Annotated in this window: 26 protein-coding genes, 1 tRNA gene and 1 other RNA gene; 24 read left to right on the top strand and 4 right to left on the bottom strand. The window is 67.9% G+C overall.

What is annotated here, in order from left to right:
* Window positions 1-10: 10 nt before the first annotated feature.
* From fdxH to selD, 8 genes are all read left to right on the top strand, one after another.
* A complete protein-coding gene (gene fdxH / locus AC5P74_RS03585; RefSeq protein WP_053500839.1) occupies window positions 11-928 on the top strand; it encodes a formate dehydrogenase subunit beta in 918 nt (305 codons plus the stop codon).
* Entirely contained in the window at window positions 925-1,572 is a 648-nt protein-coding gene (locus AC5P74_RS03580) for a formate dehydrogenase subunit gamma (RefSeq protein WP_005418959.1), read from the top strand. The genes fdxH and AC5P74_RS03580 overlap by 4 nt, the downstream gene beginning before the upstream one ends.
* A 353-nt stretch (window positions 1,573-1,925) precedes the next feature.
* Complete coding sequence (locus AC5P74_RS03575; protein WP_141750797.1) at window positions 1,926-2,141, top strand: hypothetical protein; 216 nt, start codon at window positions 1,926-1,928, stop codon at window positions 2,139-2,141.
* Window positions 2,122-3,105: a formate dehydrogenase accessory protein FdhE gene (gene fdhE, locus AC5P74_RS03570; protein ID WP_329842658.1), complete on the top strand. Its 984-nt coding sequence runs from the start codon at window positions 2,122-2,124 to the stop codon at window positions 3,103-3,105. The genes AC5P74_RS03575 and fdhE overlap by 20 nt, the downstream gene beginning before the upstream one ends.
* Before the next feature lie 3 nt (window positions 3,106-3,108).
* Complete coding sequence (gene selA, locus AC5P74_RS03565) at window positions 3,109-4,533, top strand: L-seryl-tRNA(Sec) selenium transferase (RefSeq protein WP_206627248.1); 1,425 nt, start codon at window positions 3,109-3,111, stop codon at window positions 4,531-4,533.
* On the top strand, window positions 4,530-6,461 hold the full coding sequence (selB, locus tag AC5P74_RS03560; protein ID WP_346608079.1) for a selenocysteine-specific translation elongation factor: 1,932 nt from the start codon (window positions 4,530-4,532) through the stop codon (window positions 6,459-6,461). The genes selA and selB overlap by 4 nt, the downstream gene beginning before the upstream one ends.
* Window positions 6,462-6,485: 24 nt before the next feature.
* Window positions 6,486-6,581, top strand: a tRNA-Sec gene (locus AC5P74_RS03555).
* A 26-nt stretch (window positions 6,582-6,607) separates the two neighbouring features.
* Window positions 6,608-7,687, top strand: a complete 1,080-nt coding sequence (gene selD / locus AC5P74_RS03550) for a selenide, water dikinase SelD (RefSeq protein WP_053497458.1) — start codon at window positions 6,608-6,610, stop codon at window positions 7,685-7,687.
* Between the two features lie 57 nt (window positions 7,688-7,744).
* On the opposite strand, the gene AC5P74_RS03545 is transcribed toward selD, so the two are convergent.
* A complete protein-coding gene (locus AC5P74_RS03545; RefSeq protein ID WP_005418965.1) occupies window positions 7,745-8,605 on the bottom strand; it encodes a YicC/YloC family endoribonuclease in 861 nt (286 codons plus the stop codon).
* Between the two features lie 124 nt (window positions 8,606-8,729).
* Here AC5P74_RS03545 and rph point away from each other — a divergent pair, with 124 nt between their 5' ends.
* The 7 genes from rph to pepQ all read left to right on the top strand — a co-directional run bounded on the left by rph (window position 8,730) and on the right by pepQ (window position 15,976).
* Window positions 8,730-9,455 carry a ribonuclease PH gene (gene rph / locus AC5P74_RS03540; protein ID WP_329842660.1) on the top strand — a complete coding sequence of 242 codons (726 nt, stop codon included), beginning with the start codon at window positions 8,730-8,732 and terminating at the stop codon, window positions 9,453-9,455.
* Entirely contained in the window at window positions 9,452-9,841 is a 390-nt protein-coding gene (locus AC5P74_RS03535) for a VOC family protein (protein WP_005418968.1), read from the top strand. The genes rph and AC5P74_RS03535 overlap by 4 nt, the downstream gene beginning before the upstream one ends.
* Window positions 9,838-10,434 carry an RdgB/HAM1 family non-canonical purine NTP pyrophosphatase gene (gene rdgB / locus AC5P74_RS03530; protein ID WP_171957480.1) on the top strand — a complete coding sequence of 199 codons (597 nt, stop codon included), beginning with the start codon at window positions 9,838-9,840 and terminating at the stop codon, window positions 10,432-10,434. The genes AC5P74_RS03535 and rdgB overlap by 4 nt, the downstream gene beginning before the upstream one ends.
* A 56-nt stretch (window positions 10,435-10,490) precedes the next feature.
* The gene (hemW, locus tag AC5P74_RS03525; RefSeq protein WP_329842661.1) at window positions 10,491-11,717 is read left to right on the top strand and encodes a radical SAM family heme chaperone HemW; all 1,227 of its coding nucleotides are present in this window, start codon (window positions 10,491-10,493) and stop codon (window positions 11,715-11,717) included.
* 201 nt (window positions 11,718-11,918) lie between these two features.
* A complete protein-coding gene (locus AC5P74_RS03520) occupies window positions 11,919-14,198 on the top strand; it encodes a DUF1631 family protein (RefSeq protein WP_053497462.1) in 2,280 nt (759 codons plus the stop codon).
* Window positions 14,195-14,569: a PilZ domain-containing protein gene (locus AC5P74_RS03515; protein ID WP_005418979.1), complete on the top strand. Its 375-nt coding sequence runs from the start codon at window positions 14,195-14,197 to the stop codon at window positions 14,567-14,569. The genes AC5P74_RS03520 and AC5P74_RS03515 overlap by 4 nt, the downstream gene beginning before the upstream one ends.
* Before the next feature lie 75 nt (window positions 14,570-14,644).
* Complete coding sequence (pepQ, locus tag AC5P74_RS03510; protein ID WP_053497464.1) at window positions 14,645-15,976, top strand: Xaa-Pro dipeptidase; 1,332 nt, start codon at window positions 14,645-14,647, stop codon at window positions 15,974-15,976.
* A gap of 557 nt (window positions 15,977-16,533) precedes the next feature.
* Here pepQ and AC5P74_RS03505 read toward each other — a convergent pair.
* Complete coding sequence (locus AC5P74_RS03505; RefSeq protein WP_154582234.1) at window positions 16,534-17,856, bottom strand: aminopeptidase P N-terminal domain-containing protein; 1,323 nt, start codon at window positions 17,854-17,856, stop codon at window positions 16,534-16,536.
* A 5-nt stretch (window positions 17,857-17,861) separates the two neighbouring features.
* Window positions 17,862-18,410, bottom strand: a complete 549-nt coding sequence (locus AC5P74_RS03500; protein ID WP_005418994.1) for a UPF0149 family protein — start codon at window positions 18,408-18,410, stop codon at window positions 17,862-17,864.
* Between the two features lie 154 nt (window positions 18,411-18,564).
* On the opposite strand from AC5P74_RS03500, the gene AC5P74_RS03495 reads away from it, so the two are divergent.
* The 8 genes from AC5P74_RS03495 to AC5P74_RS03460 all read left to right on the top strand — a co-directional run bounded on the left by AC5P74_RS03495 (window position 18,565) and on the right by AC5P74_RS03460 (window position 22,685).
* A complete protein-coding gene (locus AC5P74_RS03495; RefSeq protein ID WP_005418996.1) occupies window positions 18,565-18,786 on the top strand; it encodes a TIGR02449 family protein in 222 nt (73 codons plus the stop codon).
* The gene (locus AC5P74_RS03490) at window positions 18,783-19,079 is read left to right on the top strand and encodes a cell division protein ZapA (RefSeq protein WP_005410899.1); all 297 of its coding nucleotides are present in this window, start codon (window positions 18,783-18,785) and stop codon (window positions 19,077-19,079) included. Before AC5P74_RS03495 ends, AC5P74_RS03490 begins: the two co-directional genes overlap by 4 nt.
* A 152-nt stretch (window positions 19,080-19,231) precedes the next feature.
* Window positions 19,232-19,417, top strand: a non-coding RNA gene (gene ssrS, locus AC5P74_RS03485) — 6S RNA.
* An 83-nt stretch (window positions 19,418-19,500) separates the two neighbouring features.
* Entirely contained in the window at window positions 19,501-20,094 is a 594-nt protein-coding gene (locus AC5P74_RS03480; protein ID WP_032954483.1) for a 5-formyltetrahydrofolate cyclo-ligase, read from the top strand.
* Window positions 20,091-20,570, top strand: a complete 480-nt coding sequence (locus AC5P74_RS03475) for an EVE domain-containing protein (RefSeq protein ID WP_005419001.1) — start codon at window positions 20,091-20,093, stop codon at window positions 20,568-20,570. Before AC5P74_RS03480 ends, AC5P74_RS03475 begins: the two co-directional genes overlap by 4 nt.
* 23 nt (window positions 20,571-20,593) lie before the next feature.
* Window positions 20,594-21,241 (top strand): ribose-5-phosphate isomerase RpiA, encoded by a 648-nt coding sequence (gene rpiA / locus AC5P74_RS03470; RefSeq protein WP_005419003.1) that lies wholly within the window; start codon window positions 20,594-20,596, stop codon window positions 21,239-21,241.
* Between the two features lie 21 nt (window positions 21,242-21,262).
* Window positions 21,263-21,709, top strand: a complete 447-nt coding sequence (locus AC5P74_RS03465) for a DUF192 domain-containing protein (protein WP_005419005.1) — start codon at window positions 21,263-21,265, stop codon at window positions 21,707-21,709.
* Window positions 21,710-21,839: 130 nt separating this feature from the next.
* On the top strand, window positions 21,840-22,685 hold the full coding sequence (locus AC5P74_RS03460; RefSeq protein ID WP_005419007.1) for a SirB1 family protein: 846 nt from the start codon (window positions 21,840-21,842) through the stop codon (window positions 22,683-22,685).
* A 37-nt stretch (window positions 22,686-22,722) separates the two neighbouring features.
* Here AC5P74_RS03460 and AC5P74_RS03455 read toward each other — a convergent pair whose 3' ends face one another.
* The gene (locus AC5P74_RS03455; RefSeq protein ID WP_080375060.1) at window positions 22,723-22,950 is read right to left on the bottom strand and encodes a rubredoxin; all 228 of its coding nucleotides are present in this window, start codon (window positions 22,948-22,950) and stop codon (window positions 22,723-22,725) included.
* 34 nt (window positions 22,951-22,984) lie between these two features.
* On the opposite strand from AC5P74_RS03455, the gene thiE reads away from it, so the two are divergent.
* Entirely contained in the window at window positions 22,985-23,611 is a 627-nt protein-coding gene (thiE, locus tag AC5P74_RS03450; RefSeq protein ID WP_053497472.1) for a thiamine phosphate synthase, read from the top strand.
* Window positions 23,612-23,614 lie beyond the last annotated feature (3 nt).

Genomic DNA, 23,614 nt, shown 5'->3' with positions numbered 1-23,614 from the left:
GAGACACGCCATGCCACTGCAATCGCTGGACATCATCCGCCGCTCGGCCACCACCACGCCCTCGCCGGAGGCGCGGGGCGCACACACCGGCCAGGTCGCCAAGCTGATCGATGTGAGCAAGTGCATCGGCTGCAAGGCCTGCCAGGTCGCCTGCATGGAATGGAACGACCTGCGCGACGAAGTGGGCAGCTGCGTTGGCAGCTATGACAACCCGCCCGACCTGAGCGAACAGTCGTGGACGGTGATGAAGTTCCGCGAGTACGAGGACGAGAAGGGCAAGCTGGAGTGGCTGATCCGGAAGGAGGGCTGCATGCACTGCAGCGACCCGGGCTGCCTGAAGGCCTGCCCGTCGCCCGGCGCGATCATCCAGTACGCCAACGGCATCGTCGACTTCCAGGAAGAGAACTGCATCGGCTGCGGCTACTGCGTGACCGGCTGCCCGTTCGACGTACCGCGCATCTCCAAGAAGGACCACAAGGCCTACAAGTGCACGCTGTGTTCGGACCGGGTGGCGGTCGGCCAGGAGCCGGCCTGTGTGAAGACCTGCCCGACCGGGGCGATCACCTTCGGCAGCAAACAGGCGATGACCGAGCACGCCGCCGGACGCGTGGAAGACCTGAAATCACGCGGCTATGAAAACGCCGGCCTGTACGACCCGCAGGGCGTCGGCGGTACCCACGTGATGTACGTGCTGCAGCATGTGGACAAGCCCGAGCTCTACGCCGACCTGCCCAAGGATCCGCGCATCAGCCCGATGGTGGAAGTCTGGAAGGGCGTAGCCAAGCCGCTGGGCGTCCTGGCGATCGCCGCCACGGCCTTTGCTGGCTTCCTGCACTACATCGGCATCGGCCGCAACACGGTCAATGACGAGGAAGAAGAACAAGCCGAGCACGAGGCGAAGAAGATCGAAGAGGAGCAGCGGCCATGAAGTACGCCCCGCACCCGCGGCAGATCATCCGTTACCGCGCGCCGACCCGCATCAACCACTGGATCGTGGCGATCTGCTTCGTGCTGACCGCGCTGTCCGGCCTGGCGTTGTTCCACCCTGCCCTGTTCCCGTTGACCCAGCTGTTCGGTGGCGGACCGTGGACGCGCATCCTGCATCCGTTCATCGGCCTGGCCATGGTGGTGGGCTTTGCGCTGCTCGCGTTGCGCATGTGGCGCGACAATCTGCCGACCGCCGACGACCGCGCGTGGATGCGCGGCATGCGCGATGTGCTGCGCAACGAGGATGAAAAGCTGCCACCGGTCGGTCGCTTCAATGCCGGCCAGAAGCTGCTGTTCTGGGCCATCATCGGCTGCCTGTCGGCACTGCTGCTGACCGGCTTCGTGATCTGGCGGCAGTACTTCAGCCACTTCTTCCCGATCGGGGTGATCCGCTTCTCGGTGCTCGCCCATGCGTTGTTCGGCTGGGTGCTGATCTGCGCGATCGTGGTGCACATCTATGCGGCGATCTGGATCAAGGGGTCGGTGCGGGCGATGACCCAGGGCAAGGTGACCTATGGGTGGGCGTACAAGCACCACCGACAGTGGTTCCGGGACATCCTGCGCGGGCGGCGGGAACAGGGGTAGCGGCAGGGCCTGCGGCCCTGTACCCGCAGAAGCAACGTCAACGTCAAAAGCTGGCTTCCTGAGGAGTTGCGGGGTGGGTCCGGTTGCGGGGGACGCTGCAAGTACCCCTCCGGGGCCCGGCCCAGCCGCTGGCGGCTGTGCGTTCGGGCGCTTGCGAAGCAGTGCTTCGCAAGCAAAGCGCCCTCACCCATGTAAGCTCGGTCGCCGCTTGCTCGTGTGCGCTGTCCCGCGCACACGGCAAGACCGGGGTTGGGCGTCCTGCCCAACCCGCCCGAGGCATGCCTCGGGCCCATGCGGCTCACGCTCCCGCAACCGGACCCACCCCGCCTTCGACAGTTGGCCGCGATCTGTCGGTGGGTGCCGACCGTTGGTCGGCACTGATCGAATCCCGACCAACGCTCGGGATCCACTTTCAACCAACCGATGGGGTCAGATCCGTTTTCCTGTGGAAAACGGATCTGACCCCAACCTTTCAAATGGCCGGCAACACGCTGGACGCCAGCGCCGACAACAGCGAGGATGGAGCCTGGTTCTTCTGGCTGGCCCTGCATGGCGCAACGCATCCTTGAACCCGGTGAGATCGAGACGCTCGCCTCGCGCGATGTGCCGCGCATCATCCTGCCTGATACCGGGTCACTGTTCGCTACGCGCGCGGCACGCCTGCGCAGCCTGGCCGCGCACAGTGCCATCGGTGGCTACCTGCAGCTGCTGGCGGCGCTGGCCGATGCGCAGCAGGCGCTGCTGGATGAGTTGACGCCGCGGCAACGCGAGGGGCTTCAGGCACAGGCGCGCGCGCAGCAGTCAAGCGCGGCGGCTAGCGCCGGCATGCCGTTGCGGCCGGCCAACACACTGCAACTGGATGGGCGCTGGCGCGACTGGCTGCGCACGCTGTGCCGGCACTGTGCCGACGAAACCGGGCTGCCTGTGGAAACCCGGCAGGAACTACAGCGCGTCGCCGCCGCTGATGATGCGTGGCTGGATGCACAGGCGCATGCGGTGCTGGAACGCGATGACGCGCCGTCGGTCGACGCCGTCGCTGCGCTGCTGGTGATGAACGCGCTGCAGGTGTACTGGGCGGTGCTCGCCGCCAGCTTCCATCCGACCGACCTGAAGCCGCTGGCCGATGCGCCAGGGTTGTGCCCGCTCTGTGGCACGCTGCCGGTGGCCAGCGTGGTGCAGGCGCGCCCGCCCTACGCCGCCTATCGCTACCTGTCGTGCTCACTGTGTGCCTGCCAGTGGCATTACGTGCGCGTGCAGTGCAGCCAGTGCGGCGCCGCCGGCAAGGACATTGCCTATCGCGCCCTGGCCGAGGTGGACGGTGACAGCGGCGAGGCGGTGCGCGGGAGTGCGGTGCGCGCCGAGACCTGCGACCACTGCCACAGCTATCGCAAGATCCTGTACCTGGAGAAAGATCCGTCACTGGAGCCGGTGGCCGATGACCTCGGCACGCTGGCGCTGGACCTGCTGCTGGCCGAGGAAGGCTATGCGCGCGCCAGCCAGAACCCGCTGCTGTGGCAATCCGACGGCAACTGACCTATGCCACGCACGCACGCCACGCCGGCATCGGCCGCCGCCCTGCCTTCGCTGGACCGACTGCTGCGCCTGCCTGCGTTGTCGGCCATGATCGAACGCCACGGCCGCAGCCGCATCACCCAACTGCTGCGCGCACACCTGCAGGAACTACGCGACCGTATCAGCGCCGCGCAGCTCTCGGCCGAACGCCTCGAACAGGCCATCAACGGCCCGTCGCTGGTCGCGGCGCTCGGCGCCGCACTGGCGGCCGACGCACGCCTGGAGCTGCAGCCGATGTTCAACCTGACCGGCACCGTGCTGCACACCAACCTGGGCCGCGCGCTGTTGCCCGATGCCGCCGTGCAGGCGGTCACCCGCGCAATGACAGCGCCGGTCGATCTGGAATTCGACATCATCCGCGGCCGCCGCGGCGACCGCGATGCACGGGTGCAGGCGCTGGTCTGCGAACTGACCGGCGCCGAAGCCGCCACCGTGGTCAACAACAATGCGGCGGCGGTCCTGCTGCTGCTCAACAGCCTGGCCAACCGCCGCGAGGTGGTGGTGTCGCGCGGCGAACTGGTGGAGATCGGCGGTGCCTTCCGCATTCCCGATGTGATGCGCAGCGCCGGCGCGCGGCTGCTGGAAGTCGGTACCACCAACCGCACCCACCCGGCCGACTTCGCCAATGCCGTCGGCGCACGTACCGCGTTGCTGATGGAAGTGCATGCCAGCAACTACGCGATCACCGGCTTCACTGCCAAGGTCGACACTGCGGCGATGGCTGCGATCGCGCACGAGCACGGCCTGCCGCTGGTGGTGGACCTGGGCAGTGGCAGCCTGTGCGATCTGGCGGCCTTCGGCCTGCCGCACGAGCCCACCGTGCAGGAAGCACTGGCGGCCGGCGCCGATCTGGTTTCGTTCAGTGGCGACAAGCTGCTGGGCGGCCCCCAGGCCGGGATCATCGCCGGCCGCGCCGACCTGATCGCGCGGATCAACCGCAATCCGCTCAAGCGGGCGCTGCGCATGGACAAGATGGGCCTGGCCGCACTGGAAGCCGTGCTGGCCCTGTACCGCGAACCGGAACGGCTGGCACTGCGGCTGCCGACCCTGCGCAGCCTTTCGCGCCTGCGGGATGACATCGACGAGCAGGCACACCGCCTGCTGCAGCCGATGCGCGCGTCGCTGGCCGCCGACTACGCGCTTGAACGGGCCTCGATGTACAGCCAGATCGGCAGCGGCGCGCAGCCACAGGCGCAGCTGGCAAGCGCCGGACTGCGCGTTACCAGCGCGCGCCGCGGCGGGCTGGATCGCTTGGCCAAGCGCTTGCGCCAGCTGCCGCGACCGGTGCTTGGCCGCATTGCCGATGACGCGCTGTGGCTGGACCTGCGCTGCCTGGAACCCACCGACGAAGCCGCCTTCCTCGCGCAATGGAGCACGCTGCAGGCATGATCGTCGGCACCGCCGGGCATATCGACCATGGCAAGACCAGCCTGGTGCGCGCACTGACCGGCATCGAAACCGATCGCCTGCAGGAAGAGCGCACGCGCGGTATCTCCATCGAGCTGGGCTATGCCTATGTCCCGGTGGAAAGCACAGGCGGCGGGAGTGCCGAGGCGACGCTGGGCTTCGTCGATGTGCCGGGCCATGAACGCTTCGTGCATACGATGGTGGCCGGCGCCACCGGCATCGATGTCGCCCTGCTGGTGATCGCCGCCGACGACGGTGTGATGCCGCAGACCCGCGAGCACCTGGCGATCCTGCAACTGCTGGGCGTGGACCGCGGCGCGGTAGCCCTGACCAAGATCGACCGTGTGGATGCGGCGCGCCTGGCCCGGGTCGAGATCGAGATCGCCGCGCTGCTGGCCGGAACGCCGCTGCAGGATTCCCCCGTATTCGCCTGCAACAGCACCGCACCAGACGATTCTGGCATCAACGCGCTGCGTACCCAGCTGCACGCGTGGGCGTCGGACAACGCCAACACGCGCCAGGCCGAACTGCGCAGCGAGCTGTTCCGCATGCCGGTGGACCGCGTGTTCTCGCTGGCCGGCCACGGCACGCTGGTGACCGGCGCAGTGCACGGCGGCATCGCTGCAGTGGGTGAGCATCTGCAGCTGATGCCGGCCGCCACTGACGTGCGCGTACGCAGCATCCACGCGCAGAACCAGGCCAGCGAACACGCCATGGCCGGGCAGCGCTGCGCGTTGAACCTGGCTGCCATCGCCCGCGACGACATCCACCGTGGCGACTGGATCGCCGACCCGCGCGCCCTGCTGGCGACCCGTCGCGTCGACGTACGCCTGCGGCTTCCCGCACTGGCAACACCGTTGCGCGACTGGGCGCCGCTGCACATCCACTGGGGCACGATGCACCGGCAGGCCCATGTGGTGCTGCTGGAGGACGTCGATCACGGCGACGGACAGTTGGTGCAACTGGTGTTCGATGCACCGGTCTGTGCGATGTGCGGTGATCGCTTCATCGCCCGTGATTCAGCGGCCATCCGCACGCTGGGTGGTGGCATCGTGCTCGATCCGGACCCGCCACAGCGGCGCCGGCGCAGCCAGGCACGGCTCGCCTGGCTGGGCGCACTGGAGCAGCTGGCCACAGGTGCGGGAATCGGCCCGCTGTTGCAGCAGGCTTCCTTCGGCATAGCCATGGCCGCCCTGCAACGCTACTGCCGGCGCGCGGCGGACCGGATCGATCTTCCTGCGGGCACGCGGCGCATCGTCACCCGCGAAGACACGGTGGTCATCCTTGCTTCGCACTGGCAGGCGCTTCGCGAACAGGTGATCACGTCGCTGCGCAGCTGGCACGAGCGACGTCCGGACGAGCCCGGTGTTGATAGCGGACGCCTTCAGCGCAGCACCCTGCCCTCGCTTGCAGCGAGCCTCTGGATCGCGCTTCTCCAGGACCTGCTGGACGACGGCAGCGTGCAGCGCGTGGGCGCCTGGTGGCGCCTGCCCGGCCATGACCATGCGCCACCGGAACGCGAACGGCTTCTGCTGGAACGCGTGCTGCCGCAGCTGCACGCCGGTCGCTTCGATCCACCGTGGGTGCGCACGCTGGCCACCGACGTTGGTCTGGCCGAAGACGAGGTCCGCGCCGTCCTGCGGCGCGCTACCGCGCGTGGCGAACTGTTCCAGGTAGTGCCGGACCTGTTCTATGCACCGGCCCGCATTGCCGAGCTGGCCGCGATCGTCGCGCAGCTGTCGCAGGCCACCGGCACGGTGGATGCGGCCACCTTCCGCGATGCCATCGGCCTGGGCCGCAAGCGCAGCATCCAGATCTTGGAGTTCTTCAACCGCGTTGGCTACACTCGACGCGTCGGTGACCAGCATCGGCCGCGCGGCGACCTGCAGTGGAACGCAGCCCGCGACTGAGCCCACCGGTGCCGCCGTACTTTCGGAAGGCATGCGCATCCGGGCATGCGGCTGGGCTTCAAACCCAGTAGGGGGCGTCGATCGTTCCCTGGTAGGTTCGACTCCTGCTGCCTTCCGCCATTGGTGTTTCCGCAGGAGATGTCGGCATGGCCACGCACGCGCAGTCCCCCGCCCCTTCAACGGCCGATGCCCCGCAACGACTGACTTCGCTGGCACACGGCGGCGGCTGCGGCTGCAAGATCGCGCCGGGCGTGCTGTCCGAACTGCTGCGTGGCGTGCCAGCGCTTCCGGCACCGGCCGAACTGCTGGTCGGCCGCGAGACCAGCGACGACGCCGCGGTGTACCGCCTCGATGACCGCCAGGCAATCGTCGCCACCACCGATTTCTTCATGCCGATTGTCGACGACCCGTTCGACTTCGGCCGCATCGCCGCCACCAACGCGCTGTCGGACCTGTACGCGATGGGGGCACGACCATTGTTCGCGCTGGCCATCGTCGGCATGCCGATCAACACGCTGCCGCAGGAGACCATCCGCGGCATCCTGCAGGGCGGCGAGCGTGCCTGCGCCGATGCCGGCATCGTGGTCGCTGGAGGCCACAGCATCGATTCGGTGGAACCCATCTATGGCCTGGCCGCGATCGGCGTGCTCGACCCGCAGCGGCTCAGGCGCAATGCCGATGCCCGCGCCGGCGATGTGCTGGTGCTGGGCAAGCCGTTGGGCGTGGGCGTGTATTCGTCGGCGCTGAAGAAAGAAGTGCTGGACGCCGACGGCTACCAGCAGATGATCGCGTCGACCACCCGCCTGAACACCGTGGGCGTGGCCCTGGCCGCGCTGGACGGTGTGCACGCGATGACCGATGTCACCGGTTTCGGCCTGCTCGGCCACCTGCTGGAAGTGTGTCGCGCCAGTGGTGTCGCTGCGGAGGTGGACAGCGCACAGGTGCCGCTGCTGCCTCAGGCCCTGGAGCTGCTGCAGCGCGGCTGCTTGACCGGCGCGTCCAACCGCAACTGGGCCTCGTATGGTGCGGAGGTGCGTTTCGCCGATGGGTTGCCGGCACACTGGCAGCCGCTGCTGACCGACCCACAGACCAGCGGTGGGCTGCTGGTGTCCTGCGCCCCGGAAGCGGTGGACGCGGTGCTGGCCTGCTTCCACGACGCAGGGTTCGGCCAGGCAGCCGTCGTGGGGCGATTGAGCGCGGGCCTGCCGGGTGTCAGCGTCCGCTGAGACGCTGTAATGAGAAGGGCGCCCGAAGGCGCCCCTGCTGTAATGCTGGATGCAACATCACTCGATGTTCTGCACCTGTTCGCGGATCTGGTCGATCAGCACCTTCAGCTCCACCGCGGCATTGGACGTACGGCTGTCCACTGACTTCGAGCCCAGCGTATTGGCTTCGCGGTTGAACTCCTGCAGCAGGAAGTCCAGGCGGCGGCCGACCGGCTCGCGCTGCCTGAGCACGCGGCGGATCTCGACAATGTGGCTGCCGAGGCGATCCAGCTCCTCATCCACGTCCAGCTTCTGCAGCCACAGCACCAGTTCCTGCTCGGCGCGGCCGGGGTCGACCGGGTGCGGCAGGTCGGCCAGGCGTGCAGCCAGCTTGGCGCGCTGGCCGTCGCGAATGGCCGGAATCAAGGTGCGCACTTCGGTGGCGATGCGTTCGATGCCGTCCACGCGCTCACTGATGGCCGCCGACAACTTGCCGCCTTCGCGTTCACGCGCCTCGACGAAGCCGTCCAGCACCTGGTCCAGCAGGGCCAGTGCCTCGGCCTGCAGGGCCGCGGCATCGGTGGCCTCGCCACGGGTCACGCCGGGCAGCTGCAGCAGCTCGGTGAAGCTGACCTGCAGGTTTGGGAAATCGGAGGTCAACCGGTGCGCCAGGCGGCCGAGCTGGCCCAGCAGGGCCTCGTCCACCTGCAGGTTGGCCGCTGCTTCCGGCGCACGCAGGCGCATCACCAGATCCAGCTTGCCGCGGCTCAGGCGCGCGGCGATGCGCTCGCGCAGCTGCGGTTCCAGCGCCCGCAGTTCCTCGGGCAGGCGGGTGCCGACCTCCAGGAAGCGGTGGTTGACCGAGCGCAGCTCGCAGCCCAGCGTGCCCCACGGGGTGACCCGCTCGCCGCCGGCATAGGCGGTCATGCTTCGAATCATGGAATGTGTCCGGTGCGTGCAAAGGGGGAATGGTACCCTAGCGCCCTCACCAGAGCCCCCTTGCCCGCCCCGTGAAGGCCGCGGGCGTGGCGGCGTACTCCCTCGCCATTACGGAACCCGCACCATGTCCGATTCCCGCCCCAGCGGCCGCCAGCCCGACCAGCTCCGCCCGGTCGTCATCCAACGCGGCTTCACCCGCCACGCCGAAGGGTCGGTGCTGGTGTGCTTCGGTGAAACCCGCGTGCTGTGCACCGCCAGCGTCGAGAACCGCGTGCCGGGCTTCCTGCGCGGCAAGGGCGAAGGCTGGGTCACCGCCGAGTACGGCATGTTGCCGCGCGCCACCCATACCCGCAGTGATCGCGAAGCGGCCCGCGGCAAGCAGGGCGGCCGCACGCTGGAGATCCAGCGCCTGATCGGCCGCAGCCTGCGCGCGTGCGTGGACCGCAACGCGCTGGGCGAGCGCACCATCACCCTGGACTGCGACGTGCTGCAGGCCGATGGTGGCACCCGCACCGCCGCCATCACCGGCGCCTACGTGGCCCTGGTCGATGCGGTGAACGTGCTGATGAAGCGTGGCGACATCAAGCGCAACCCGATCCTGGGCGCGGTGGCCGCGGTGTCGGTGGGCGTGTACCGCAGCACCCCGGTGCTGGACCTGGACTACGCCGAAGACAGCGACTGCGACACCGACATGAACGTGGTGATGAACGACGGTGGTGGCTTCATCGAACTGCAGGGCACCGCCGAAGGCCACGCCTTCCGTCGCGATGAACTGGACGCGCTGCTGGGCCTGGCCGAAAAGGGCGTGGCCGAGCTGCTGGCCGCGCAGCAGGCGGCGCTGTCGGCATGAACCGGCGCCTTGCCCTGACCACCCTGGTGGTGGCCGACTATGACGAAGCCATTGCCTGGTACACCGGCAAGCTCGGCTTCGCACTGCTGGAGGACATCGACCAGGGCCACAAGCGCTGGGTGGTGGTCGGCCCGACCGACGGCAGCGCCGCCGCCCTGCTGCTGGCCCGTGCCAGCGACGAGGCGCAGCGCAGCCGCATCGGCAACCAGACCGGTGGCCGCGTCGCCTTCTTCCTCAACACCGACGACTTCCACCGCGACCACGCGGCGATGCTTGCCGCCGGCGTCGAGTTCCTGGAAGCGCCGCGCGAAGAACCCTATGCAACGGTTGCGGTGTTCCGCGATCTGTATGGCAACACCTGGGACCTGCTGGAGCCCCGTCAATGAAGAAACTGGTACTGGCCAGCCACAACGCCGGCAAGCTGGTGGAGATGCAGGAGATCCTCGCCGACCTGCCGCTGCAGATCACCTCGGCCGCTGAGCTGGGCCTGGGTGACGTGGAAGAGACCGGCCTGACCTTCGTCGAGAACGCGCTGCTGAAGGCGCGCGCCGCCTGCGAAGCGACCGGCCTGCCGGCGCTGGCCGATGATTCGGGCCTGATCGTCGACGCCCTCGGCGGTGCGCCGGGCCTGTACAGCGCGCGCTATGCCGGCCACCCGACCAACGCGGCGGCCAACAACGCCAAGCTGCTGGACGCGATGGCCGATGTTCCCGACAGCCAGCGCAGCGCCCGGTTCTATGCGGTGATCGTGCTGCTGCGCCACGCCACCGACCCGCAGCCGCTGATCTGCGAAGGCCGCTGGGAAGGCCAGATCATCCGCGAACTGCGCGGCACGAATGGTTTCGGCTACAACCCGGTGTTCCTGGACACCACCCACGGCCTGACCGCCGCGGAAATGGAGCCGGCGCTGAAGAACGCCATCAGCCACCGCGCCATTGCCCTGCAGCAGCTCAAGCAACAGCTGGCGACGCTGTACTGACGCCACCCGATCGAACCAGGGAAGCCGGCCAGCGGCCGGCACTACCGAACAAGCCCATGCCGCACGCCCACGACCACTGCAACCACCTGCCCGGCGAAGCCTGCTCCGCTGACCACGACAGCCCGCCGCGGCTGGTGCCGCCACCGCTGTCGCTGTACGTGCACCTGCCGTGGTGCGTGCGCAAGTGCCCGTACTGCGATTTCAATTCGCACCAGGCCAAGGGCGAACTGCCGTTCGATGCCTACATCGACGCGCTGCTGCGTGACCTGGACCAGGACCTGCCACTGGTCTGGGGCCGGGTGGTGCACAGCGTGTTCTTCGGTGGTGGTACGCCCAGCCTGTTCCCGCCGGAAGCGATCGACCGTTTCCTTCAGCAGGCCAGCGCGCGCCTGCGTTTCGCGCCCAATGCCGAGATCACCCTGGAGACCAACCCGGGCACCGCCGAGCATGGTCGTTTCGACCGCTACCGCGCGGCCGGCGTGAACCGCCTCAGCTTCGGCATCCAGAGTTTTGACGACGTGATGCTCAAGCGCCTGGGCCGTATCCACGACAGTGGCGAAGCCGAGCGCGCGGTGAAGATGGCGCAGGACGCGGGCTACGACAACTTCAACATCGACCTGATGTACGCGCTGCCGGAACAGACCCAGGCCGGCGCCGAGGCCGATCTGGAACGCGCATTTGCACTGCAACCGGCCCATATCTCGCACTACCAGCTGACCCTGGAACCGAACACGGTGTTCTTCGCGCGGCCGCCGCAGGGCATTCCCGATGAAGACAACGCCTGGGACATGCAGGAGCACTGCCAGGCGCTGCTGGCGCAGGCCGGTTTCAACCAGTACGAAGTCAGCGCCTACGCACGCCCTGGCCGCCAGAGTGTGCACAACCTGAACTACTGGCGTTTCGGTGACTACCTGGGCATCGGTGCTGGCGCGCACGGCAAGATCAGCTCGGGTGCCGAAGAACACGTGCTGCGCCGCTGGAAGCTGAAGCACCCGCAGGCCTACCTGGACAGCGCGGGCACCCCGGCCTCGTTCGGTGGTGACGACGTGATCGCGCCGGAGCGGCTGCCGTTCGAGTACATGCTCAACCTGCTGCGCCTGCACGAAGGTTTCGGCCTGCGCGATTTCGAGTCGCGCACCGGGCTGCCGCGCAGCGTGCTGGACGCACCGCTGGCCGAGGCCGTCCAGCGCGGCTGGCTGGATATGGCGGACGGCCACGTACAGCCAACCGAGCTGGGCCGCCGATTCACCAACGATGTGGTGAGCCTGTTCCTGGAGGAATAGACCTTCCGCCGTAGCGGGTAGTGCCGGCCGCTGGCCGGCACTCCGGTGGAGACAGCGCTGCCGGCCAGCGACCGGCACTACCGTTCATCCGTCGTCCCTCCCCAGCAGACGCGAGACACGTTCACCCTAAAGTAGCGCCGACTGCGGCCGACACGGTAGATTCACACGATCGATCCGCGGGAATCCGGGTACCGCTCGCCGATGTCAGCTGTCTTTTCCATTACCTCTGCCGACAAAACCCGCCTGGCCGCCAGCGACCTGCCACCGCGGGTGCGTGAGCTGCTGGGCGCATTGATCGGCCTGTGCCGGCAAACGCTGGCCGCGCCGCTGATCCTGACCGTCGAAGCGTTGGAGCAGACGCTGCTGCACGACGCGGATCGCGCGCGCAATCCGCAGCTGCAGGCGGAGCTGATGGCCCAGCGCGGCCAGTTGCATGCCTTCTCCGGTCATTTCGCTGACCGCATGCTTGATGCCGTGGCCGATGCGCTGATACGGCTGCGCGAACCCACGGCCCACTTCAACCCAGGTTCCACGCCGCCGCCGCTGCCCGGCATGCTCGGGCTGTCGCTGGTCGATGAACATGAAGTGGACCGCGACCTGCTGCTGACCGAGATGGTGCGGCGGGAGACGCTGCGTTCGACCAACACGCTGAACCTGCTGGGCCAACGCCTGGGCGTACTGGCGGCGGCACCGGCCTTCGAGGCCGACACCCTGCCGCTGGCACCACAGGCACTGTGCGCCATGCTGCGCCGGATTGCCGAACAGGATTCGCTCACTGTCGACGTTCAGCTGGCGCTGTACCGCAGCTTCGAACGCCAGGTGCTGGAACGCCTGGGCGACATCCTCGACCGTGCCAATGCCCTGTTGGCCCAGCACGGCGTGCTGCCCGGCCTGGTCTACACCCCCTATCTGGCGCGTTCATCCAGCACCCGGCGGATCATCACCCAGTCGGTGGGCGGTGGTCGCGCCACGCAGCCGGCAAAGCGTGCCGCCGCGCCACTGACCGGCTGGAACGGATCGGCACCGGCCGGCTCCTGGTCGAGCCTGGTGCAGGACGCTTTCCAGGATGACAGCACGGCCGGCGCGGCCTTGCCGGGCTTGACCACCTCCACGGGCAGCGCGCTGCATGCGCTGCTGCAGCAGGCACGCCATGCCAGCGCAGCACCTGCGGATCGCGATGCAGTGCCGAGCGCGGCCGTGGATGCGGTCCTCGCACGCTTGCAGGCGCAGTCCAGCGCCGCCACCGGCGTAGCCGACCTGCAGGCAGCCGTGGTGGCGCAACTGCGCAGCGAGCATGGCACGCAGGCCCAGCTGGGCAGCCACGACCGCGACAGCCTCGACCTGCTGCGCATGCTGATGCAGCAGGTGCAGCAGCAGCAGCGTCCGGACCCGGTGCCGGCCGCCCTGCTGGCGCGCCTGCAGGTGCCGCTGGCACGTGCGGCAATGGCCGACCCCGGCTTCTTCGTGCGCGACGAGCACCCCGCGCGCGAACTGCTCAACCAGATTGCCGAAGTCGGCGCCAACTGGCTGGGCGACGATGATGTCGACCCGCAGTTGCTGCAGCGCATGGCACAGAGCGTGCAGGGCCTGCTGGGCCAGGATGCGCGGGCGCCGGAGGCCTTCGCCAGCGCGAACGAGGAAGTGCAGCAGCATCAGCGCGCCGCAGCGCATCGCGCCGAGCTGGCCGAGCGCCGCCATGTGGAAGCTGCACGCGGCAAGGAGCGGCTGGAGCTGGCCCGGCGCCAGGCCAGTGCACAGATCGACCAGTGCTGCGACGCGCAGGAGCCGCCCCGCTTCGTGCAGACCCTGCTGCGCCAGGCCTGGTCCGATGCCCTCACCCTGACCCGCCTGCGGCACGGCGACGATTCACCACAGTGGCAGGAACGCCTGCAGCAGACCCAACGCATTGCCACCATCACCGCGCAACCCGTTGATGCGCCCGGCGGCACCGATGCAACGCTTGCTGCCGAGGTCGAGGCCGCCCTGCTGCAGGTCGGCTACCACGCCGAGGAAGCCGCCGCCGTCGCACGCAGGCTGGCCACGCCTGGCGGCGAGGACGAGAGCACCTCGCGTACCGAACTCAGTGCCCGCCTGAAGGCGCGCGCGCGCCTGGGCGAGCACGCCGGTACGGCCGCCGGCACGACGCCCGCCACACCGCGCAGCAGTGCCGAGGAAGCCGCTTACCAGCAGCTGTCCTCCCTGCCCTTCGGCAGCTGGTTCGACATCGATACCGGCGATGGCACACTGCGCCGCCAGCGCCTGTCCTGGTACAGCCTGCTGACCGGCCACGCCCTGCTGGTCAATCCGCGCGGGCAGAAGATCGCCGATACCGACCTGGATACGCTGGCCCGGCAGATCAGTGCCGGCCAGGCGCAGCTGGTCACTGAGGACAAGGCCCGGCTGGTTGACCGTGCCTGGGAGGCCAGCCTTGGCGCATTGCGTGCACTGGCGGCCGGCCATACTCAGGAGACTTCCGCATGATCACCCAACCGCCGCAGGATACCCGCCGCGCGCCGCGCCGCCAGGTCTCGGACCTGGTACCGGTCACCGACCAGATGCGCGAAAGCGTGGTCGGCCGGCTCGGCAATATCTCCGAAACCGGCATGCTGATGCTGGCCAGCGCACCGTTGCGCGAGGATGCGCTGTACCAGTTGCGCTTCCCCTTGCCGCTGGGCGATGGCCGCCACCAGGACATCGACGTGGGCGTGCACCTGCTGTGGAGCGAACCCGCACACGCCCCCGGACAGAGCTGGACCGGCTTCCGCTTCCTCACCCTGTCGCGCGAGCATCGGCAGCTGCTGCGCCAGTGGGTGGGCGAAGACAGCGACGAGGGGCCGGTTTCGACGGCCTGAGTGCCGGTTCCAGCACAGCGGTTTTTCCCGCTATGCGGCAGAATCTAGGGCCGTTTTCCGTGTCGAGCCACCGCAATGATCCAGCAAGACCCCGGCGCCCTGTATCCCGACCACCTGGCCGTGCTGTGCCGACGTGCCGAACAGGCGCTGGCCCGCGGCGGCTTCGACCACCTGGTGGTGCCCAGCGGCACTCTGCACTACCAGGTGTTCGATGATCGCGACTACCCGTACGCGGTCAATCCGCAGTTCAAGGCCTGGCTGCCGCTGACCCGCGTGCCCAACAGCTGGATCGTGTTCAGCCCCGGCAAGCGCCCGGCGGTGATCTTCCACCAGCCCTTCGACTACTGGCACGTGGTGCCGGATGCCCCCAGCGGCTGGTGGGTGGATCACTTCGACATCCACATCATCCGCAAGCCGGAAGACGCGCTGGCGCTGCTGCCGGCCGATCCATCGCGCTGCGCGATCCTCGGCGAGCCGCAGAGCGCGCTGGGCAACTACGTACCGAACAACCCGGCGCCGGTGGTGAATTACCTGGAATGGCACCGCGGCAGCAAGACACCGTATGAGATCGCACTGATGCGCCAGGCCCAGGTGCTGGGCGTGCGCGGCCACCGCGCTGCGGAAGCCGCATTCCGCAATGGCGCCGACGAGTTCAGCATCCACATGGCGTACTGCCAGGCAGTCGGCCAGGATGCCAATGAGCTGCCGTACGGCAACATCGTGGCGCTGAATGAACATGCCGCTGTGTTGCATTACACCGAGCTGGGCCGCAAGGCACCGCAGCCGCTGCGCAGCTTCCTGATCGATGCCGGCGCCAGTGCCCACGGCTACGCCAGCGACATCACCCGTACCTACGCCGCGCAGGGCCACGACGAGTTTGCGGCGATGATCGCCGCCGTCGACGCTGCCCAGCAGCGGATGTGCGCAGCGGTGCGCCCGGGCTTCGACTACAAGCAGCTGCACGTGGACGCACATCTTTCGCTGATGGGCGTACTGAAGGACTTCGGCGTGATCAAGGTCGCGCCGCAGACCGCGCTTGAGACCGGCGTCAGCGCCGCGTTCTTCCCGCATGGTATCGGCCACCTGATCGGCCTGCAGGTGCACGACGTGGCCGGATTCGCGGCCAGCGACGAAGGCGGCCGCATCGAGCGCCCGGCGGGCCACCCGTACCTGCGCCTGACCCGCGTGCTGGAACCGGGCATGGTGGTGACCATCGAACCGGGTCTGTACTTCATCGACATGCTGTTGAACGAAGTGAAGGACGCCGGCCACGGCGATGCGATCAACTGGGACCGCGTGGACTTCTTCCGTCCGTATGGCGGCATCCGCATCGAAGACGAAGTGCTGTGCACTGATGGCGAGGCGGACAACCTGACGCGGCCGGCGTTTGCGGCGGCGAACGGCTGAGCCCCTCGTGGTGTGACGCTCAAAGCAAAAGCTGCGCTTGGCGGGGCGGGTAGGCCATGCAGGGGACGCTGCAAGTACGTCCCTGTAAGCTCGATGGCGCCATCCATGGCGCCAACGCCCCTGCATCGCCTACCCGCCCCACCTTTGACAGTTTCCTGCGCGCGTCCAACCACGGAAAAGAAAAGAGAAAAGCAGAAGCGGGTCGCTCGCTGCGCTCGCTCTGTGTCGACCAAGGTCGACACCTACCAACAGCCACGCGTGCCAACAACCGCAATTGCCAGTAGATCCACGCCATGCGTGGATGATTCATTCGATATCTGACAGATGTGCCGACCAACGGTCGGCACCCACCAACAGCCGCGTGAATCTGTCGAAGGCGGGGTACTGTGGGTTTGCGGGGTGTGAGCCGCATGGATGCGGCGACCAAGCCTACAAGGACGTACTTGCGGCGGCCCCGCAAACCCACAGTGCCCCGCCATCCCACGGATAGCCCGCTGTTGCTGTTGCTCCAGCTGTTGCCTCTGCAGGTGCAGGGCTGCAAGCCCTGCCGAAACCCCCTACCCCGCCATCACCGCTTCGATCTCATCGGCGCTGCGCGCCAGGCCTTCGGTCAGCACGCGATGACCGTCATCGGTGATCAGCACATCGTCTTCAGTGCGGATGCCGATACCGCGCCAACGCGGTTCCACCGTCGTGTCATCCACGCCGATGTACAGCCCCGGCTCGATGGTGAACGCCATGCCAGGCTCCAGAAGGCGTGAATCACCGGCGAGGCGGTAATCGCCTACATCGTGCACGTCCAATCCGATCCAGTGGCCGGTCTTGTGGCGGTAGAAGCGCTGGTACAGGCCTTCGGACAGATTTTTTTCCAGCGTGCCCTTCAGCAGGCCCAGCCGCAGCAGGCCCTCGGTCAAGGTCTGCACTGCGGCCAGGTGGCCAGCCTCGTAGGGCACGCCCGGCTTGGCCTGGGCCAGCGCTGCGGCCTGCGCATCGCCGACCAGGTCGTGCAGTGCACGCTGCTCAGCGCTGAAGCGGCCGTTTACCGGGAAGGTGCGGGTGATGTCGCTGGCGTAGCCGCGGTACTCGGCACCTGCATCGATCAGCACCAACTCGCCATCGCGCGACCGCGCGTTGTTGTCTCGGTAATGCAGGATGCAGCCGTTGCGGCCGGCACCGACGATGCTGCAATACGCAGGCACCGCATCGCTGGCGCGGAACACGCGTTCCAGCTCGGCCTGCAGCTCGTACTCGTGGATGCCGGCCCTGGCGGCCTTCATCGCCGCCAGATGCGCACGCACGCTGATCTGTGCGGCGTGGTGCATCAGTGCCACTTCGGCGCCGGATTTGAACAGGCGCTGCTCGTGCAGCAGGTGGCCCAGCTCCAGGAACTCATGTGGCGGCTGCGCACCGTGGCGTACCTGCGAACGCACGCGGTTGACCCAGCCGATCAGCTTCAGATCGAAGTCGGCGTCGCGGCCGAAGTGGTAGTAGACGCGCGAGCGCCCTTCCAACAGGCCCGGCAGGATGTCGTCCAGATCATCGATCGGGTAGGCATCGTCCATGCCGTACTGCGCTACCGCGCCTTCCTGGCCGGCGCGGCTGCCGTCCCATGCCTCGCGCTCGGCATCGCGCTCGCGGCAGAACAGGATGGCCTCACCGTGGCGGCGGCCCGGAATCAGCACCAGCACCGCTTCCGGTTCCGGGAAGCCGGTCAGGTACTGGAAATCCGAATCCTGGCGGAACGGATAATGGGTATCGAGGCTGCGCACCTTCTCGGCTGCGGCCGGCAGTACCAGGATCGCATCCTCGCCAGCCATGTCCATCAGCTGGCGGCGGCGACGCTTGTATTCGCCGGCCGCGATGCCGGTGCGCTGCTTGATATCCATCAGTTCAGGCGCTGCCGATGGCGCGCGGCCAGCACCACGTCGCCGTGCAGCAGCAGCACCGCCACGCGGATGAATTCCTCGATCTCCGACAGGGCTTCGTCGTCGTCATCGCCGCCGGCCTCGAAATCCTCACTGGACGCACGCGCCAGGCTGGCCATGTCGGTCAGCGCTTCTTCGCCCTCTTCGGACAGGGCCGGGCGGCGGCCGCCGCTGCCCAGGCCGAAGCCGCCCAGGAACGAGCGGGTCCAGCTGAACATGGCATCGGCCTGCGCGGACACGTCGTCGCTGTCGGCGAGCAGCAGTTCGAAGGCGAAGTCGCGGTCTTCCAGCTGCTTGATGGTGGCCTGCAGCAGCTGCCCCAGCACGCTGTCGGCGGCCACCGGTGGCAGGGTGTCGTCGGCCAGCACGCGCGCCGGCCAATCGTTGCCGGGGGCGCCGCCGGCGGCCAGCCAGCCGCACAGCGCTCCGTGCAGCTCGGCAGCGGTAGCGCCCAGGCCCAGCGCCTGGCTGGCGCGGGTAACGTCGTCGACGGAGGGAAGTTCGGTCATCGTGCGGCTCGTTCGGAATAAGGAAACCCGGGGTGCGCACGCGCGCGCCCGTGAGACCCCGTAGTGTAGCAACCCTGCGGCATCCTCTCGTGGCCGTCCGGCCTTGCTGCGACAGCGCTTGACCGCCCTCACCCGGCTTGCCTATCGTGCCCGCATGGAACCCGCCGATCCCCTTGCCCAGCTGCAGGACTTTGCCGCCCGCGTGGACGCGTTGCTTGAGCGTAACCAGCGCCTGGCCGAGGAGAACCGCAGCCTGCGCCACCAGCAGGAACAGCTGGTGGCCGAGCGCTCGACGCTGCTGGCAAAGAACGAACAGGCGCGCTCGCGGGTGGAAGCGATGATCAGCCGGCTCAAATCCCTGGAGCAGCACACATGAGCGCCGAACCGGTCAGTGTCCGCATCCTCGATCGTGAATACACCGTGGGCGTCGGCGGCGACGAACGCGACAGCCTGATGGCTGCTGCGCGCCTGCTCGATGCGCGCATGCGCGAGATCCGCGGCAGCAACCGCATGGCCGCCGTCGACCGCGTCGCCGTGCTGGCCGCGCTGAACCTAGCCCACGAGCTGCAGCTGCTGCGCGACGAGAACGCCCGCCAGGCCGTGGCCCTGCAGCAGACGCTGGCCGACCTGAACCGGCGCCTGGACCGCGCCATCGACGGCACCCCATAGAAAAGGGGACGGAGGGAATTAAGGCGCATTCGCCCCTTCCGTGCTGGAAACGCCTTAATTCCCTCCGTCCCCTTTTCGCTTGTCTGAATTGGCACGGACTGTTGCCGACGAACGGCCTATCCAGATCCTGCGTGCTGGCTATAATGGCCACGCGTTCTCTGCGGTACTCGACGGCATGTGCAAACATTCGCCTTGTCCCTTAAGAACGACACCGGGAGCGCGACAGCGCCGGGAGTGCAGGTCCGCCTTGTAGCGGGAAGCCCGATGGTTCTCCAGCGTTCCCACTTGAGCCCCCGGGTTCAAGGTCGTTTCGCATGCATCGACATTGCGGAGAATGCAATATTCCAGCAAGGGCGGCGTCTTCGGGCGTCGCCCTTGTTCTTTCCGGCACAATGACGGCTGATCCTTGCCGCTCGCTGCCATGACCGACCCGCGCCAGGCCCTGCGCCACGACCTGCGGCAACGCCGCCGTGACCTTAACGCTGGTGAGCGCATCGCCGCCGCCGAATCGCTTGCCGATGCCCTGCTCGCCCTGCCGTTCGCCCCGCGCGAAGGCGCCGTGGCCGGCTACTGGGCGCTGGATGGCGAAATCGCCCTGCACCGCTGGCAGCTGCAGCTGCCCGAAGGACTCACCTACTGCCTGCCGGTGCTGGCCGGCGACGTGCTGCGCTTCGCACCATGGCGGCCCGGGCAGCCGCTGACCAGCAACCGCTATGGCATCCCCGAGCCGGACGTGGCCGTGGAAGACACCCTGGAACCGGAACGGATGGCGCTGGTCGTGACCCCATTGGTGGGTTTCGACGCACAGTGCCGCCGGCTGGGCATGGGGGGCGGCTGGTATGATCGCAGCTTCGCCTTCCGCCACGACCGGCCGGCGCCGCCCTGGCTGGTCGGTGCTGCGTTCGCGGTGCAGCAGGTCGAGTCCTTGCCGGTGGCGTCGTGGGACGTGCCGGTGGATGCGATCTGCACCGAAGACGGCACCCTGTTCCCCTCCGCTGCCCCCGTGAACGCATGACCGCCCGCAAGCGCTACTGGCTGATGAAGTCCGAACCGGACGCCTTCTCCATCGATGACCTGGCAAAGGTCAAGGTCGAACCCTGGAACGGGGTGCGCAACTACCAGGCGCGCAATTTCATGCGCGATGGCATGCAGGTGGGCGACGGCATCCTGTTCTACCACTCCAACACCAAGGTGCCCGGCATCGTCGGCCTGGCCACCGTCGCCAGCCCAGCCTACCCGGACGACACCCAGTTCGACCCGAAATCCGACTACCACGACCCCAAGAGCACGCGCGAAAACCCGCGCTGGATGCTGGTGGACGTGGCCTTCGACCGCAAGCTCAAGCAGGTGATCGCGCTGGACGAGATCAAGCTGCACGCTGACGAGCTCGGCGAGGGCTTCCCGCTGGTTGCCAAGGGCAATCGCCTGTCGGTGTTCCCGGTGACCGCCGCGCAGTGGAAGCTGCTGCTGTCGCTGGAAAAGAAATCCTGATTCCCCGCCTGAGAGTTCTTCCCATGTCCGAAGCCAAGCGCCTGGCCGCCGAGAAAGCCATCGAGTACGTCGAAGACGGCATGATCGTCGGTGTCGGCACCGGTTCCACCGTGGCCTATTTCATCGATGCCCTGGCCCGCATCCAGCACCGCATCAAGGGAGCCGTGTCCAGCTCCGAGCAGAGCACCGCACGCCTGAAGCAGCACGGCATCGAGGTGATCGAGCTGAACCACAGTGGCAACCTGTCGCTGTACGTCGATGGCGCCGACGAGTGCGACCCGAACAAGTGCCTGATCAAGGGCGGCGGCGCCGCACTGACCCGCGAGAAGATCATTGCCGAGGCCAGCGAGCGCTTCATCTGCATCGTCGACCCGAGCAAGCAGGTGCCGGTGCTGGGCAAGTTCCCGCTGCCGGTGGAAGTGATCCCGATGGCGCGCAGCCTGGTCGCCCGCCAGATCCGCGACATGACCGGCGGCCAGCCGACCTGGCGCGAGGGCGTGGTCACCGACAACGGCAACCAGATCCTGGACATCCACAACCTGCAGATCACCGATCCGGAAAAGCTGGAGCGCGAGCTCAACCAGTTGCCGGGCGTGGTCTGCGTCGGCCTGTTCGCGCGCCGTCGCGCCGATGTGGTGATCGTCGGTGGCGAGCCGCCGGTCGTGCTCTGACCCTTCCCAAGGATCCTGACGATGTCGCTGTTGCGTTCGCTGCTGATGCTTCCGCTGCTGGCCCTGGCCGGCTGCGCCACCGACGCGGCCCGCCATTGGGTCGAGCTGGACGGCGCCCGCTACCAGGTCGAGCTGGCCACCAACGATGAAACCCGCGCGCGCGGGCTGATGTTCCGCGACCAGATGGCGGCCGACCACGGCATGCTGTTCATCCACGACCGCGAGGAAATGCAGGCGTACTGGATGAAGAACACCAAGATCGCGCTGGACATCCTTTACTTCGACAGCCAGCGCAAGCTGGTCAGCCAGCAGCGCGACGTACCGCCGTGCTCGGCCGGCGACATGTGCCCGCCCTATCCCAGCGGCGGCCCGGCGCGTTATGTGCTGGAACTCAACGCCGGCCAGGCCGAGAAGCTGCAGCTCAAGGACGGCACGGAGCTGAAATTCGGTCCGGGCATCGAAAAATAACGGTAGTGCCGGCCGCTGGCCGGCAACCCTGCAGGGGTCAGATCCCTTTCGCACGCGAAAGGGATCTGACCCCTGAATTTTTCACGCGACACCGCTTGAAACCGCCTGCGAATGACGCCAGTCTGTGGCCATGCAGGACCGGATCACACTCCCCGACTGGGATGCCTTGGCCGACCTCGAAGACGAGGCGCTGCCACTGTTGCCGACCGCGCTGCTGATCGCGCGCGATGAATACCCCGATCTGCAGCCGTCCACCTACGACGCGCTGATCCAGAGCCATGTCGAGCACCTCCGCTCGGAAGTGGAGAGCATCGACAACAGCCCGCTGAAGATGGCGGCGATCAACCGCCACCTGTTCGACGAGCTGGGCTACAGCGGCGACCACGACGAGTACTACGACCCGCGCAACAGCTACCTCAACCAGGTATTCGAGCGCCGCCTGGGCAACCCGATCTCGCTGGCGCTGGTGCAGATGGAAGTCGCGCGCCGGCTGGGTATTCCGCTCGATGGCGTGTCCTTCCCCGGCCACTTCCTGGTGCGCCTGCCGGTGGACGACGGCGTGCTGGTGATGGACCCGTTCAACGGCGGCCGGCCGCTGGACGTGGACGAACTGCGCGAGCGGGCCAAGTCACACCTGGGCGGGCAGATGCCCGACGACCAGGTGCTGGCGCAGATCCTCGACCCGGCACCCGCGCGCGCGATCCTGATGCGCATGCTGCGCAACCTGCACGGCGTGTATGCCGAAGCCGGCGAGTGGGACCGCGCCGCGCGCAGTGCCGACCGCCTGCTGAAGCTGGCCCCGGAGCAGGACGATGCGCTGCGCGACCGCGGCCTGGCCTACCTGCAGCTGGAGTACCTGGCCGGTGCCCGCCACGATCTGGGCCAGTACCTGAAGCGCAACCCGGAAGCCAGCGACGCGCAGTGGCTGCGCGAGAAGCTGATCGACCTCGGCGGGCCGATGCCGCGGCTGCATTGAGGGAGTCGGTGTGTGGACCGACAGTCCACGCCTACCTTCATCCATCGACCTCGACCATCTCGAAATCGGCCTTGGTCACCCCGCAATCCGGGCAGGTCCAGGTCTCGGGAATGTCCTCCCAGCGCGTCCCTGGCGCGATGCCTTCCTCCGGCAAGCCTTCTGCTTCGCTGTACAGGAAGCCGCAGACCACGCACATCCAGGTGCGCAAGGTGGTGGGGGTGGCATCGCTCATCGGATAATCAGGACTGGATTCACGGGCCGCCATTGTCCCATCGCGGTCCACTCACCGGTAGCCATCGATGACTTCTGCTTCCCCGGCGCCCCGCGGCGTCTACCTGATCACCCCGGACGAGCCCGATACCGCACGCCTGCTGGCCCGTACCGCGCCGCTGCTGGCCGCGGGCGCCACCTGGCTGCAGTACCGCAACAAGACCGCAAGCGACGCGCTGCGGCGGGAGCAGGCCACCGCGCTGCAGGCACTGTGCGCAGACCACGGCGTACCGCTGATCGTCAACGACGACCCGGCGCTGGCCAAGGCCGTGGGCGCAGCGGGCGTGCACCTGGGCGGCACCGACGGCGACATCCCCAGCGCGCGCGCCCTGCTCGGCCCCGAGGCCATCATCGGCGCCTCCTGCTATGACCAGCTGGCCAATGCCGAGAGGGCCGTGGCCGCCGGCGCCAGCTACGTGGCCTTCGGCGCGTTCTTCCCGACCACCACCAAGATCACCACCAGCCGCGCCCATACCGACCTGCTGCGGCAAAGCGCCGCACTGGGCGTGCCGCGGGTGGCGATCGGTGGCCTGACGCCGGACAATGTCGGTCCCATCATCGACGCCGGCGCCGATCTGGTCGCCGTGGTCAGCAGCGTGTTCGCCGCCGAAGACCCGGTCGCGACCCAGCGCGCCTACCTCGCCCAGTTCGCGTAATGC

This window comes from Stenotrophomonas sp. YJH_SMC_94-11 (genome assembly GCF_059370435.1).
The sequence above is the reverse complement of the archived record's forward strand: the minus strand, read 5'-3'. Positions and strand labels throughout refer to the sequence as shown.

Bases quoted from the DNA above. Each gene is read 5' to 3' on its own strand.
- fdxH (WP_053500839.1), top strand. From the start codon at position 11: ATGCCACTGCAATCGCTGGACATCATCCGCCGCTCGGCCACCACCACG.
- AC5P74_RS03580 (WP_005418959.1), top strand. From the start codon at position 925: ATGAAGTACGCCCCGCACCCGCGGCAGATCATCCGTTACCGCGCGCCG.
- fdhE (WP_329842658.1), top strand. From the start codon at position 2,122: ATGGCGCAACGCATCCTTGAACCCGGTGAGATCGAGACGCTCGCCTCG.
- selA (WP_206627248.1), top strand. From the start codon at position 3,109: ATGCCACGCACGCACGCCACGCCGGCATCGGCCGCCGCCCTGCCTTCG.
- selB (WP_346608079.1), top strand. From the start codon at position 4,530: ATGATCGTCGGCACCGCCGGGCATATCGACCATGGCAAGACCAGCCTG.
- selD (WP_053497458.1), top strand. From the start codon at position 6,608: ATGGCCACGCACGCGCAGTCCCCCGCCCCTTCAACGGCCGATGCCCCG.
- AC5P74_RS03545 (WP_005418965.1), bottom strand. From the start codon at position 8,605: ATGATTCGAAGCATGACCGCCTATGCCGGCGGCGAGCGGGTCACCCCG.
- rph (WP_329842660.1), top strand. From the start codon at position 8,730: ATGTCCGATTCCCGCCCCAGCGGCCGCCAGCCCGACCAGCTCCGCCCG.
- AC5P74_RS03535 (WP_005418968.1), top strand. From the start codon at position 9,452: ATGAACCGGCGCCTTGCCCTGACCACCCTGGTGGTGGCCGACTATGAC.
- rdgB (WP_171957480.1), top strand. From the start codon at position 9,838: ATGAAGAAACTGGTACTGGCCAGCCACAACGCCGGCAAGCTGGTGGAG.
- hemW (WP_329842661.1), top strand. From the start codon at position 10,491: ATGCCGCACGCCCACGACCACTGCAACCACCTGCCCGGCGAAGCCTGC.
- AC5P74_RS03520 (WP_053497462.1), top strand. From the start codon at position 11,919: ATGTCAGCTGTCTTTTCCATTACCTCTGCCGACAAAACCCGCCTGGCC.
- AC5P74_RS03515 (WP_005418979.1), top strand. From the start codon at position 14,195: ATGATCACCCAACCGCCGCAGGATACCCGCCGCGCGCCGCGCCGCCAG.
- pepQ (WP_053497464.1), top strand. From the start codon at position 14,645: ATGATCCAGCAAGACCCCGGCGCCCTGTATCCCGACCACCTGGCCGTG.
- AC5P74_RS03500 (WP_005418994.1), bottom strand. From the start codon at position 18,410: ATGACCGAACTTCCCTCCGTCGACGACGTTACCCGCGCCAGCCAGGCG.
- AC5P74_RS03495 (WP_005418996.1), top strand. From the start codon at position 18,565: ATGGAACCCGCCGATCCCCTTGCCCAGCTGCAGGACTTTGCCGCCCGC.
- AC5P74_RS03490 (WP_005410899.1), top strand. From the start codon at position 18,783: ATGAGCGCCGAACCGGTCAGTGTCCGCATCCTCGATCGTGAATACACC.
- AC5P74_RS03480 (WP_032954483.1), top strand. From the start codon at position 19,501: ATGACCGACCCGCGCCAGGCCCTGCGCCACGACCTGCGGCAACGCCGC.
- AC5P74_RS03475 (WP_005419001.1), top strand. From the start codon at position 20,091: ATGACCGCCCGCAAGCGCTACTGGCTGATGAAGTCCGAACCGGACGCC.
- rpiA (WP_005419003.1), top strand. From the start codon at position 20,594: ATGTCCGAAGCCAAGCGCCTGGCCGCCGAGAAAGCCATCGAGTACGTC.
- AC5P74_RS03465 (WP_005419005.1), top strand. From the start codon at position 21,263: ATGTCGCTGTTGCGTTCGCTGCTGATGCTTCCGCTGCTGGCCCTGGCC.
- AC5P74_RS03460 (WP_005419007.1), top strand. From the start codon at position 21,840: ATGCAGGACCGGATCACACTCCCCGACTGGGATGCCTTGGCCGACCTC.
- AC5P74_RS03455 (WP_080375060.1), bottom strand. From the start codon at position 22,950: ATGGCGGCCCGTGAATCCAGTCCTGATTATCCGATGAGCGATGCCACC.
- thiE (WP_053497472.1), top strand. From the start codon at position 22,985: ATGACTTCTGCTTCCCCGGCGCCCCGCGGCGTCTACCTGATCACCCCG.